11 protein-coding genes are annotated in these 12,850 nt (G+C 64.1%); 1 reads left to right on the top strand and 10 read right to left on the bottom strand.

What is annotated here, in order from left to right:
- Positions 1 to 8 precede the first annotated feature (8 nt).
- The 9 genes from nirD to AB8717_RS19275 form a co-directional block, all read right to left on the bottom strand.
- Positions 9 to 344, bottom strand: coding sequence for a nitrite reductase small subunit NirD (nirD, locus tag AB8717_RS19315; protein WP_443748950.1), 336 nt, complete (start codon positions 342 to 344; stop codon positions 9 to 11).
- Positions 341 to 2,839, bottom strand: coding sequence for a nitrite reductase large subunit NirB (gene nirB / locus AB8717_RS19310; protein ID WP_443748949.1), 2,499 nt, complete (start codon positions 2,837 to 2,839; stop codon positions 341 to 343). The genes nirD and nirB overlap by 4 nt, the downstream gene beginning before the upstream one ends.
- A 10-nt stretch (positions 2,840 to 2,849) precedes the next feature.
- Positions 2,850 to 4,064, bottom strand: coding sequence for a nitrate/nitrite transporter (locus AB8717_RS19305; RefSeq protein ID WP_443748948.1), 1,215 nt, complete (start codon positions 4,062 to 4,064; stop codon positions 2,850 to 2,852).
- A 503-nt stretch (positions 4,065 to 4,567) separates the two neighbouring features.
- Entirely contained in the window at positions 4,568 to 5,368 is an 801-nt protein-coding gene (locus AB8717_RS19300; RefSeq protein ID WP_443748947.1) for an ABC transporter ATP-binding protein, read from the bottom strand.
- A 24-nt stretch (positions 5,369 to 5,392) separates the two neighbouring features.
- The gene (gene ntrB, locus AB8717_RS19295) at positions 5,393 to 6,292 is read right to left on the bottom strand and encodes a nitrate ABC transporter permease (protein ID WP_443748946.1); all 900 of its coding nucleotides are present in this window, start codon (positions 6,290 to 6,292) and stop codon (positions 5,393 to 5,395) included.
- Between the two features lie 54 nt (positions 6,293 to 6,346).
- Positions 6,347 to 7,606: a CmpA/NrtA family ABC transporter substrate-binding protein gene (locus tag AB8717_RS19290; protein WP_443748945.1), complete on the bottom strand. Its 1,260-nt coding sequence runs from the start codon at positions 7,604 to 7,606 to the stop codon at positions 6,347 to 6,349.
- A 15-nt stretch (positions 7,607 to 7,621) separates the two neighbouring features.
- Complete coding sequence (locus AB8717_RS19285) at positions 7,622 to 8,848, bottom strand: alginate export family protein (protein ID WP_443748944.1); 1,227 nt, start codon at positions 8,846 to 8,848, stop codon at positions 7,622 to 7,624.
- A gap of 382 nt (positions 8,849 to 9,230) precedes the next feature.
- Positions 9,231 to 10,391, bottom strand: coding sequence for an ABC transporter substrate-binding protein (locus AB8717_RS19280; RefSeq protein WP_443748943.1), 1,161 nt, complete (start codon positions 10,389 to 10,391; stop codon positions 9,231 to 9,233).
- Positions 10,391 to 10,978 carry an ANTAR domain-containing response regulator gene (locus AB8717_RS19275; protein WP_443748942.1) on the bottom strand — a complete coding sequence of 196 codons (588 nt, stop codon included), beginning with the start codon at positions 10,976 to 10,978 and terminating at the stop codon, positions 10,391 to 10,393. The genes AB8717_RS19280 and AB8717_RS19275 overlap by 1 nt, the downstream gene beginning before the upstream one ends.
- A gap of 247 nt (positions 10,979 to 11,225) precedes the next feature.
- Between AB8717_RS19275 and AB8717_RS19270 the strand changes: the two genes are divergently transcribed.
- Positions 11,226 to 12,023, top strand: coding sequence for an SDR family NAD(P)-dependent oxidoreductase (locus AB8717_RS19270; protein ID WP_443748941.1), 798 nt, complete (start codon positions 11,226 to 11,228; stop codon positions 12,021 to 12,023).
- On the opposite strand, the gene AB8717_RS19265 is transcribed toward AB8717_RS19270, so the two are convergent.
- Positions 12,024 to 12,749 (bottom strand): MarC family protein, encoded by a 726-nt coding sequence (locus tag AB8717_RS19265; RefSeq protein WP_443748940.1) that lies wholly within the window; start codon positions 12,747 to 12,749, stop codon positions 12,024 to 12,026. It lies immediately after the preceding gene.
- Between the last annotated feature and the right edge of the window lie 101 nt (positions 12,750 to 12,850).

Below are 12,850 nucleotides of genomic sequence, written 5' to 3'. Positions count from 1 at the left end.
GTGCGAACTCAGATATTGAGGCCCAGGAGGATACGGCCGTTTTCGATCATCAACGGCACGGTGGGGGTGCAGCCCTTGCCGGCGTCGGCGCCCATGGCTTCACCGGTTTCGAGCGAGATCGACCAGTTGTGCAGCGGGCAGGCGACGGCCTTGCCGTGGACGATGCCTTCGGAAAGCGGTCCGTGCTTGTGCGGGCAGCGATCGAAGATGGCGAAATATTCGTCCGAAACCGTGCGGAAGACCGCCACGGCGCCGACATCGGTCTCGACGCGGCGCGCGCTTTGCGGTTGCACGTCCTCAGTCGAGCCGACATCGGTCCAATGAATAATAACGGACGCATTCATTCTGCGGGTTCCTGAGGTTCGAGAGCGGTGGTGAGATGGGCTTGCGAAACACCGGCGCGCAGGTCGGCCAGCGGCGAGAACACCTTGGCGGGTTTGGACTTGGGCGCGATCTCGGCCCACGGATCGACCTGGAAGACCTCCTGGCTTTCCAGGAAGCGCGCGACCAGGGCGGCACGGACGTCCGGCTCGGCCAGGCCGTCCTTGACGAACTGCAAGCCGACGCGTTCGATCCACGGCGCCGTGCGTTCCAGGTACCAGGCGTCTTCGCGGTAGAGCTGGACGAAGGCCATCGACCATTCCAGCGCTTCCTCTTCGGTCGCGACCTTGGTCAGCAGGTCGGTGACGCGGACGTGGATACCGGCATTGCCGCCGACGTGCAGCTCATAGCCGCTGTCGACGCAGACGACGCCAAAGTCCTTGATCGTCGCTTCGGCGCAGTTGCGCGGGCAGCCCGACACGGCCATCTTGAACTTGTGCGGCATGTAGCTGCCCCAGGTCGCCTGCTCCAGCTTGACGCCGAGGCCGGTCGAATCCTGGGTGCCGAAGCGGCACCATTCCGAACCGACGCAGGTCTTCACCGTGCGCAGCGCCTTGGCGTAGGCGTGGCCCGACACCATGCCGGCGGCATTCAGGTCGGCCCAGACGGCCGGCAGGTCGTGCTTCTTGATGCCGAACAGGTCGAGACGCTGGCCGCCGGTCACCTTGACCATCGGCACGTCGTACTTGTCGACGACGTCGGCGATGGCGCGCAGTTCCTTGGCCGAGGTCAGCCCGCCCCACATGCGCGGCACGACCGAATAGGTGCCGTCCTTCTGGATGTTGGCGTGGTTGCGCTCGTTGACGAAGCGCGAGCGCGGATCGTCCTTGTATTCGCGCGGCCAGGCGCACAGCAGGTAGTAGTTGAGCGCCGGACGGCACGACGAGCAGCCGTCGGGCGTGGCCCATTTCAACGCCTGCATGACGTCGGGCATGGTCTTGATCTCTTGCTCGACGATCGCCTTGCGGACATGGGCGTGGCCATGCTCGGTGCATTTGCACATCGCCTTCGGACCGGTCTGCGCCTTGAAGGCATCGCCCAGGGTGCACTTCAGCAGGCTTTCGACGATGCCGGTGCACGACCCGCACGACGCCGACGCCTTGCAGTGGCCGCGGACCTTGTCGAGATTGTCGTTGCCCGCCTGGATCGAGGCGACCACCTGGCCCTTGGACACGCCGTTGCAGCCGCACACTTCGGTGTCGTCGGGCCACGCCGCAACAGCGTCAGAAGGGTCCTGGCCGGCCAGGGCATTGGTGACGGCCTGGCCGAAGATCAGGGTATCGCGGATGGTCTCGATATCCTCGCCCTTCTTCATCAGGTCGAAATACCAGCCGCCGTCGGTGGCTTCGCCGAACAGGACGCAGCCCGCCAGCTTGTTCTGCTTGATGACCAGGCGCTTGTAGACGCCGCGGCTGGGGTCGCGGAAGACGACGTCCTCATAGCCTTCGCCGCCCGAGAACTGGCCGGCCGAGTAGAGATCGACGCCCGAAACCTTGAGGCGCGTGGCCAGGCTCGACCCATGGTATTCGCTGTCGGGCTTGGCTTCGGTCAGCACGTCGGCGACCGTGCGGCACATTTCCCAGATGGGGGCGACCAGGCCGTAGCACTGGCCGCGGTGCTGGGCGCATTCGCCGACGGCGAAGATGTCGGGCTCGGAGGTACGCATCTGGTCGTCGACCACGATGCCGCGTTCGACCTTAAGGCCCGACGACTTGGCGGGCTCGACGTGCGGGCGGATGCCGACGGCCATGACCAGCAGCGAGGCCGGGATGACGCGGCCGTCCTTCAGCTTCAGGCCTTCGACGTGGGTTTCGCCCAGGATGGCTTCGGACTGGGCATTCAGGACCGAGGTCACGCCGCGCTCCAGCAGGGCCTTTTCCAGCAGGCGGCCGGCGGCTTCGTCGAGCTGGCGCTCCATCAGCACGTCGACCAGGTGGATGACGGTCGCCTTCATGCCGCGCTTGGCCAGGCCGTAGGCGGCTTCGAGGCCTAGCAGGCCACCGCCGATGACGACGGCTTCACCGCCCAGCTCGGCGGCCTTCTGCATGGCGTCGACGTCGTGCAGGTCGCGGAAGGCGACCACGCCGTGCAGGTCGGCGCCCGGCAGGGGCAGGCGGATCGGGTCTGAGCCCATGGCCAGGATCAACTTGTCGTAGGCGATAGTCTGGCCGTCGTGCAGGGTGACGAACTTGCCGGCGGCGTCGATCGACTGCACCCAGTAGCCGAAGTGCGTCTTGACGCCGTTTGCGTCGTACCATTCCTGGCTGTGCGTGACGATCTGCTCGAAGCTCTTCTCGCCGGCCAGGACGGGCGACAGCTGGATACGGTCGTAGGTGGGCAGGCTTTCGGCGCCGATGATCGAGATATCGAAGCGGGTATCGTCGCGCTTGAGGATTTCCTCGACGATGCGTCCGCCCGCCATGCCGGCGCCGATGACGACTATTCTTTCCTTGGTCATGACTGAACCCTCAGATCTTGACGGAGTTGGAAGACAGGGCGCCCCAGGTCGAACGCCACTTTTTCTTGATGAAGGTGAGGCCGCTGAGCGCCACCAGGGCCAGGACCGCGAAGCCGATCAGGCCGATCTGGTAGGAGCCGGTGGCCTGCTTCGAGAGGCCGAGCGAGGCCGCGAGATAGAAGCCGCCGACCCCGCCGAAGGCGCCGACCAGGCCGGTCATGATGCCGATCTCGTGGCGGAAGCGTTGCGGAACCAATTGGAAGACCGCACCATTGCCCATGCCGAGCGCACCCATGGCGATCATCAGGACGACCAGCGTGGCCCAGACGTTCGGCATCTTGAAGCTGAAGACGACCAGGGCGGCTGCGGCGACCGAGTACATGATCGACAGGGTGCGCACGCCGCCGATGCGATCGGCGATCGAGCCACCGACGGGGCGGACCATCGAGCCTGCGAAGACGCACGCCGCGGTAAAGAAGCCGGCGATGACGGGCGACAGGCCGTATTCGGCGTTGAAATAGACGTTGAGCGACGAGGAGAGGCCGACGAAGCCGCCGAAGGTGACGCCGTAGAACAGCATGAACCACCAGGCGTCGGGCTCCTTCAGGATCTTGAGGTATTGCGCAGTCGTCTTGGCGGGTGGTTGCTCGGGCGCATCCTTGGCCAGGAAGAAATAGACGATGAAGACGATGACCAGCGGAATGGCGACCAGACCGAAGACCATCTGCCAGCCGAACATCTTGGCGAGCGTTGGGGCGAACAGCGAGGCGAAGACGGTGCCCGAATTGCCGGCGCCCGCGATGCCCAGTGCGATGCCCTGGAACTTCGGCGGATACCAGCGCGAGGCCAGCGGCAGGGCGACGGCGAAGGATGCGCCGGCCATGCCGAGGACGGCACCCAGGCCCAGGACGGCGCCGAAGCTGTTGATATGGACCAGCCAGGCGACGACCAGGCCCGTGATGACGATGGCCTGGGCGACCAGACCGGTCTTCTTGGGGCCGATATGATCGACCAGGAAGCCGTTGACGATGCGGAGCGCGGCCCCGGCCAGGATGGGTACGGCGACCATCAGGCCCTTTTGCGCGGGATCCAGGCCAAGGTCCTTGGCGATCTGGACGGAGAGGGCGCCCAGAAGCACCCAGACCATGAAACTCATATCGAAGTAGAAGAAGGCGGACAGCAATGTCGGCGTATGTCCGGCCTTGAGGAATTCCTTGTTGATCATCGGTACTCCGGCCACCAAAGGGCAAAAAAAAACGTCTCAAGGCCGGGCCGTTCCGGACAAAAGGGGTCCGGTCGGTCTGAACTTGAGACGTCGTTGTCTTTTCGTCGCGCGTCGCCATCTTTGGCGCCGCGCGACTGGGGGAGGAAACGGCCGCCGTTGGCCGTTATGGGATGATGGTGTGCCCTGGGCCGGTCTTCGTCAACACAAGCTGGCGGAGTCGCGCGGTCTTTTCGCAGTGCACAAAAGTTATGTTGTAAAAACGCCACAAACCACGCCCGATTCCGCCGGTTTAGCGGGTCTGGCGTGGTTTGCCGAAAAAGGTCGAAATGGTTTCAAATGCAACATGCAGCGGAGGGCGTTAAGAATTAAGCCTCCGACAGGTTAACTAGGGGCGTTATTCCGGCAGCGATTGACTAAATCGCTGCCGGCAAGGGCGACCGCCCGCCGCGCACGTTTGCGCGAGCCATGCGGCGTTTGAGCCGAAAAATGGCATGACCGTTAGGTCATGCGGGTTCAGCGGCCTTTACGTGGTCGTGGGCCTCCAGGAACGAGACGATCTCCTGGCGGCAGCGCATGAACTCGGGGTCGTCATGGGCGGTCAGGCGGCTGCGCGGGCGCGGGCAACGGACGTCGATGATCTTGCCGATCGTCGCCCTGGGGCCGTTGGTCATCATCACCACCCTGTCGGCGAGCAGTACGGCCTCGTCGACATCGTGGGTGATCATCATGACCGTGGCGTTGATGCGCGAATGCAGGTCCATGACCGTGTCCTGCAGGTGGCCGCGCGTCAGGGCGTCGAGCGCGCCGAAGGGTTCGTCGAGCAGCAGGACCTTGGGCTCCATGGCCAGGGCCCGGGCGATGCCGACGCGTTGCTTCATGCCGCCCGAGATTTCGCCCGGACGCTTCCTGGCGGCGTGGTCCATCTTGACCAGTTCAAGATTTTTCATGGCGCGGTGGTGGAGCTGGGTCATCGTCTCCTTGCCGCCGAAGATCTTGTCGACGGCCAGGCGGACGTTTTCATAGACCGTCATCCACGGCAGCAGGGAATGGTTCTGGAAGACGACGGCGCGGTCGGGACCTGGGCCGGTGATCTCCCTGTTGTCGAGCAGCGCGGCGCCCAGCGTCAGCGGCACAAGGCCGGCGACGACGTTCAGCAGGGTCGATTTGCCGCAACCCGAATGGCCGATGATCGAGATGTATTCGCCGGAATTGATGCTGAGCGACACATTGTCGAGGACGCTGGAGATGACGCCGTCGCGCTCGAAGTCGACAAAGACGTTCTCAAGGGAAAGTTGGGGTTTCATGTTCATGGCTCCGATCTCTTTCCGTTAGTCCCGGGTGGTGCCGCGCGAGACGATGTTGCCGAGGCCGGCCACGATCCGGTCGAGCGCGAAGCCGACCATGCCGACCCAGGCCAGGGCCACGATGATGTCGGACATGCGCGACGAATTGTATTCGTCCCAGATGAAGAAGCCGATGCCGACGCCGCCCAGCAGCATTTCCGAGGCGACGATGGCCAGCCAGCTCATGCCGATGCCGATGCGCAGGCCGGTGAAGATGTGCGGCGTCGCCGCCGGCAGCATGATCTTGAAGAAGAATTCGATGGGATGCAGGCGCAGGACGCGGGCGACATTGATGTAGTCCTGCGGGATGTTGCGCACGCCGACGGCCGTATTGATGACGATCGGCCAGATCGACGTGATGAAGATGACGAACAGGGCCGACGGCTGGGCCTCCCGCAGCATGGCCAGCGAGATCGGCAGCCAGGCCAGGGGCGGCACGGTGCGCAGGACCTGAAAGATCGGATCGAAACCCTTGCGCGCCCAGCCGACCGTGCCGATGAAGGCGCCCAGCAGGACGCCGCAGACGGCCGCCAGGCTGAAGCCGATGCCGACGCGCGACAGCGAGGTCAGCACGTGCCAGAACAGGCCCTTGTCGACACCCCCGCGATCGAAGAACGGATTGGTTATCAGCTCGTGCGAGTCCGCCCACACCTGCGACGGACCCGGCAGGCCGCCCGGCATGGCGCGCGAGACGGCTTCCCAGATGCTTAAGGCTACACCGATGGTCAGCACGGGCAGCAGGACGGTCGAGATACGGTCGCCGGCCTTGCGCAGCTTCGCCGCCTCGATCTGTTTCTTCTGCGCGGCGTTGAGCAGGGCAGTACGGTCGATCGCCGGCGCGGTTCGGGGGGCGGCCTCGGGCTTTTTCATGAAATCAAACGGCATGACGGGTTCCAGTCGGAAAACGCCTCCCCGGCGCGGCCGGGGAGGCGGCGAAAATCAACTCAGCTTCTTGATCGCCAGGCTGGCGAGGTAGGCGTCGGGGTTCGACGGGTCGAAAACCTTGCCGTCGAAGAACTTTTCCAAGCCGCGCGAGTCCGAAGCCGGCGCCGCGATGCCAAATTGCTTGGCGACGTCGCGCCACAGGTCCGAACGGTTGACCTTGTTGACCAGCGCCATGGTGTTGAGGTCCGCGTCGAGATTGCCCCAGCGCTTGTTCTCGGTGATGAACCAGGCGTCGTGCGACTTGAAGGGAAAGGCGGCGTTGTCGGCCCAGAACTTCATGATGTGCGGGCTGTTCGTCACCTTGCGGCCGTCTCCGTAGTCGATCGTGCCTTTCAGGCGCGGCACGATGTCGTTGATCGGCACGTTGATGTACTGGCGGCCGGCACTGATGGCGCACATGGCGTCGCGGTTCTTGTCGCACCACTGCTGGGCTTCCATGGTCGCGGCGATCAGCGCCTTGGCGGCGTTCGGGTGCTTGTCGACCCAGTCGGCGCGCATGCCCAGCGCCTTTTCCGGATGGTTCATCCAGATTTCCGACGTCGTCGTGGCGGTATAGCCGATGTGCTGGTCGACCAGCTGGGCATTCCACGGCTCGCCGACGCAGAAGGCGTCCTGGGTGCCGGCCTTCATGTTGGCGACCATCTGCGGCGGCGGGATGACGATGGTCGAACAGTCGACGTCCGGATTGATGCCGCCGGCGGCCAGCCAGTAACGGATCCACAGGTCGTGCGTGCCGCCGCGGAAGGTCATGGCGACCTTGGCGATATTGCCGGCCGCCTTCATCTGCATGAACTTGGCCTTCATCGGCGCGCTGTTGAGGCCGACCTTGACGTCCTTCAGGTCGTTGCCGACGCTGATGCCCTGGCCGTTCACATTGAGGCGCGCCAGGATGTACATGGGCGTCGCCCTGGCGGCCTGGCCGGTGGTGATGAGGTAGGGCATGGGCGACAGGATGTGCGCGCCGTCGATGCCGCCGCCCTGGCTGCCCAGCACGATATTGTCGCGCGTGGCGGCCCATGAGGCCTGCTTGAGGACATCGACGTCGGGCATGCCGTACTTGGCGAACAGGCCGCGTTCCTTGGCGATGATCAGCGGCGACGAGTCGGTCAGGGCGATGAAGCCCAGCTTGGCGGCCGAGGTTTCCGGGCCCTTGCCGGCGGCGAATGCTCCCGACGGGAACAGGGCGCGGGCGGCGGCGATGGTGGCGGCGGCGCCGAACAGGGCCTGGCGGCGGTCGAGATCGATTTTGGTCATGATACGGGTCCCGGCTTAGAGCTTGTAGTTCAGCACCAGCCACGTCTTGGTCCGCGAGGCGGGCATGGTGGCGGCGGCGCGTTGGAAGTCGGCGTATTTCAGCATCAGGCTGAGGTTCTTGGTGAGGCCGGCGACCAGGACAGCGTCCCACTCCTTGCCGATCTTCATGTCGAGCCGGTCGGTCTTGAAGTCGTGATAGACGACGGTCAGGGTCGGGTTCATGAACCACGGCGCCCACGGCTTGGTGTGGCCGGCGACGACGAAGCTGGCGTTCAGGTCGTCGATGCCGTTGACAAAGGTCTTGTTGCCGCCGGTCGCCGAAAAGACATCGTCGAAGCCCTGGAAGGCGTGCGAGGTGCCCAGCGGCGCGACGAAGCCGACCGTGCCGTTGCCCTCAAGCGCTTCGTAGTTCAGCTTCAGCGTATAGATGTCCCACGTGCCGGAACCTTCGATCATCTTTTCGTGCAGGTCGAAGACGGCCGGGTTCAGGCCGGCCGGCTTTTCACCGGCATATTGCAGCACATAGCCCAGCTTGAACGACGACACCCAGTCGCTGCCATAGGCGCGCAGGCCGGCAATCGACACGGAAGACGCAGCCGCGTTGGTCTGGTCGGCGGCCACCGGCGCCGTCGCGGCGGTGCTGAATTTCAGCGCATAGTCGAAGGCGGTGAATTTCAGCGCTTCGTTTATGCTGTAGCTGGCGTTCAGGATGTACGAATTCGAATGCCAGTCCTTGGCGTCGGCGACGACGCGGTTGACGCGGCCGATATAGGCGCCGGTCAGCTTGACGCGCCACAGGGTCGTGTCGAGACGGACGGCGTCATAGGTCTGTTCGTCCTGGCGCCAGCCGACATTGCCGACGAAGCGGGCGTCGTCGAGGATGATGCGCTGGCGGCCGAGCGTCAGGGTATTGCTGGCATCGGGCGTCCATGTGATCTGGGCGCGGTTGATCTCGGTCACCTTGGGATCCGACACCGTCGGATAGGCGGTCTTGCCGTTGAGCGTCGAATTGTATGTGTCTGAAAGCACCGAGACATTGTCGATCTCGATCAGGGCCTTGAAATTATGGAAATCGCCGGTTTGCACCCCGAAGCGGTTGCGCCAGGTCAAGGCATCGGCCTTGGTCGTAAAACCCTGCTGGTCGACCTGTTCCCAGCGCAGGTTGGAATCCAGGATCGGCTTCGAGGCCGAGATTGCGTCGGCGATCGTGTCTTCGGCGCGGGCGCCCGCCGCCAGGGCCATGAGGCTTACTGCGCAGCTCAGCGCCAGTCTTATCCTTGTCGTTTTTCTAACCACCGCTCTTATCCCCTTAGCAAAAAAAAACGCCCCAAGCGCGGTCCGAACCCTGTGGGAGAGGTTCACCGACTTGAGACGTCATTGTCCTGTGGACCGTTCGCCGCCATTGGCGCCCGATCCGTATGATGTGCCGCCGTCCTTGACCGCACATGCGAAGGTTTGTTCAGCTGGAAGGTTCCGTCAATGTGACTTTGTCGGGGATTGCGGCTTTTGCTGCTCTGCACAAAATGCTTGAAGCAAAATTGTCACAAATTGAACGAACCGGGTTCCGTTTTGGCCGAAATTCCGGTTTGTGCGAAAACCGGCAAGATGGTTTCAAGTGAAATAATCAAGCACACTTGAAGACGCCGCCGTCGAACAGGACGTTCGGCGGCATGGTGATGTCGTGCGGAGTTGCCGGTAATTGCCACGGCGCCGCCTTTCCACCCTCGTCCTTTTCATCGGCGATCGGCAGGTTGAAGCCCAGGGGACCGGCGGCTTCGCGCCAGATATCGGGACGATACAGTGTCCGCGCCACCTTGTCGAAGTCCTGGTCGGCCGACGCCCAGCCCCATTTGACGATCTGCCCCAGGAACCATTTGGCGTGGCTGATCCATGGGAAGGTGACGGTCTGCGGATCGAGGATCAGGCCGGCGCCGCCGCGCGGATCGTTGGCGGGCCGCAGGGCCAGGCTGATGGCGTCGATCGGTGCGCCGACATAGATGCGCCGCGCCAGCAGCCGGACCAGGTCGTCGTGATTGTGCGGTTCGTTGGCCCACAGGGCCGCGCGCAGCAGGGCGCGGACCAGGCCGAGCGTCCCGTCCGGATTTTCTTCCGTCCAGCCGGCGCGCATGGCCAGCACCTTTTCCGGTTTGAGACTCCAGAATTCAGGATCGGAAAACAGCACGACGCCACGGCCCAGCAACTGACCGGTCTGGGGCCAGGGCGAACCCGAGGTATAGGCGTCGATGACGCCGTCCTTGACCATGTCGGCCATGCGCGACGGCGGCACGACGACCCACTGGATCTGGCGCTCGGGATCGAGCCCGGCGGCGGCGACCCAGTGGCGCAGCACGAAATGGTGGGCGGAATAGTTCAGCGGCACGGCGAAGACCAGGCGGCCCAGGCCGTCGCGGCGGCGGCGCTCGACCTCGCGCGCCAGAAGACGCGTGCTCTGGGTCAGCGAGCCCAGGGGCTGGCCGTCGCTTTCCAGCCGGTTCTTGAGCTCGTTGGAAATCAGCACCGCGTTGCCGTTGGCGCCCAGCGCCATCGGGCAGACGATCCGGCCCATCGACGGCCCGAGGCCCGAGGCGGCGGCCAGGGGCACGGGCGCCAGGACGTGGGCGGCGTCGCATATGCCGTAGGCCAGCTTGTCGCGGATGTTCGACCAGTTGGGCTCGCGGCTGAGCGTGACGCTCAGGCCTTCGCTTTCGTAGAAGCCGAGCGCCTCGGCGACCAGCAGAAGAGCAGCGTCGTTGAGCGGGCTGTAGGCGATTTTCACGTCGGTCATCATTCGCCTCCGGGGGACAGCAGGTCGCTGACAGCCAGGATATCGGCGGCGACGGCGTGGATCGGCCGGCCGGTGTCCATGGCGTGCTTGCGCAACAGCTTGTACGCGTCGTCTTCACTGAGGTTGCGCGACTTCATCAGAATGCCCTTGGCACGGTCGATGGTCTTGCGGGCGGCAAGGTCGGCGCGCGCCTTGTTGAGGTCGTTGCGCAGCGACTGCATCATGGCGAAGCGCTGCGCCGCCACCGTCAATACCGACGACATGCGCTTGGGGTTGAAACCGTCGACGATGTAGGCGGCGACGCCGGCCTCGACCGCCTTGGCGGTGGAATTGGCGTCCGAGCGGTCGACGAACATCACGACGGGACGCGGCACCGAGTCGTTGGCGACCTGAAGCGCCTCCAGCATGTCGCGGTCGGGGCTTTCGCAGGCGATGATCACCATGTCCGGATCGATGTCGCGCAGCATGCGCAGCTCGAGCCGGGGCTGGATGGTGATCGACGGATCCTGGCCGGCGTGGTCGGCGCGGATGCCCTCGGCCACCGAAGCGGCACGGGCGTCATCGGGATCGATGATCAGGACATTCATGGTCGCCGGTCGAAGCCTCTGCCTAACAAAAAACCGCCATCAATCGCCCGGAGGTTTCCGGACGGCTGAAGGCGGCGTTGCCTATCGCCGTCCGGGTTCTTCGTTGAACCGGCGGCTTTGAATAACAATGATAAAAAACCTTCATCATGGCAAGTGCTGCGGTGCAATATTTATGCCTGCCGCAAAGGGCTTGCTTTTCGGCGGCGGCTCGTGTTCGATCCGCAGCGTTTTTATTGAGGAATACGAAGTGGCGCGCCGTCTTGTGCTGATCACCGGAGCATCCGCCGGCATTGGTTTGAGTTTCGCCCGTACCTATGCCGCCCATGGCTGGGATGTGGCGGTTACCGCGCGGCGCGAAGACCGCCTGAAGACCCTGGTCGAAGAAATTTCCCTGCGCTTCGGCGTCGAAGCCTACGCCCTGCCGGCAGACCTGTCCGATCCCGCCGCTCCCGAGGGCCTGCAAAAGAGCCTGCTGGCATTGGGACGCAGTGTCGACGGCGTCATCAACAATGCCGGCTACGGCCAGCCCGGCGGCTTCCTCGGCAACAGTTTCGAGACGCACAGAGCCTTCATGCAGGTCATGTGGCTGGCGCCGATCGAGCTGATCCACCGCTTCCTGCCGGGCATGGTCGAACAGCGCTTCGGCCGCATCATCAACGTCGCCTCGCTGGCGGGATTCCTGCCGGCCTCGCCGGGCGATACGCTGTATGGTCCGGTGAAGACAGGGCTGACGCGCTTTTCGCAAAGTTTGCATCTTGAGGTGCGCGACCACGGTGTCCACGTCAATGCGCTCTGTCCCGGCTGGACCTATTCGGAATTCCACGACGTCGTCGGCACGCGCTCGAAACTCAGCAAGGCCATTCCCGAATGGTGGTGGATGGGCGCCGACGAAGTCGCGCGCGAAGGCTTTGTCGCGGCCGAAGCCAACAGGCCATGTTGCGTGCCGGGCGCGCCCAACAAGACCGTGGCGGCCTTGCTCAAGGTCCTGCCTGACGACTGGATCATGGAACTGGCCTCGGGCCAGTTGCGCAAGATCCACCGGTAATTACCGGTGGTGCTCCGTATAGGGATGCGCCGCCGACGGCAGGATGATGTTGTGGGTGATCTCGCTGACCGCGGATATGATGATCTGCACGGAGAGCGCACACAGGATCAGGCCCAGGACGCGGACCACGACCACCATGCCGACGCGGCCGAAGATGCGCGAAATGCTGTTCGACAGCAAAAGCGTAACCAGGATGGCCAGGGCGGTGGTGATGATGGCCAGCACGCCGACCACCAGGCCCAGCGGCCCGAAATCCTGCGCCACACCGGCCTGGATGACGACGGTCGAGATCGTGCCCGGGCCGACCATCAGCGGGAAGGCGAAGGGCACGACCAGCTTCTCGAAGCTCTTCTTGGCGGTCTCGCGGTGACCGAGCGGCTGCACGCCCGAGGCCGGATCGCCGCCGTGGGCGACCTCGTCGGCGTGGGTAAAGGTGTCGAGGAACTCGCCGCGCGCCATTTGCAGCCCCATCAGGAACAGCAGCAGCCCGCCGGCGATGCGGAAGGCGTCCATCGAAATCCCGAAGAATTTCAGGATATTCAGGCCGGCGAAGAAGAAGACGGTCAGGATCAGCGCCGTGAAGATGCTGATATAGATGCTCAGCCAGCGCCGCGCCTTGCCGGACTGGGTCTGCGTCGCGGCCGCGAAGATCGGCACGTTGCCGATGGGATCGATCAGCGCGAAAAGCGTGATGAAGAAGTTGACGTAGAACGCAAGCAGGGTCATGAGACCGTCTCGGCAAGAGGTGGCGGCCTTTTCGTGTACGGCGCTTCGCTCTCCAGGGCAAACTGGTTTCGTTTGCCGCTAGATCGCGCACGAATCCGAAG

The sequence above is a fragment of the Asticcacaulis solisilvae genome (genome assembly GCF_052327315.1).
GTDB classification, from domain to species: Bacteria; Pseudomonadota; Alphaproteobacteria; order Caulobacterales; family Caulobacteraceae; genus Asticcacaulis; species Asticcacaulis solisilvae_B.
This window is presented reverse-complemented; position numbering and strand designations above follow the sequence as displayed.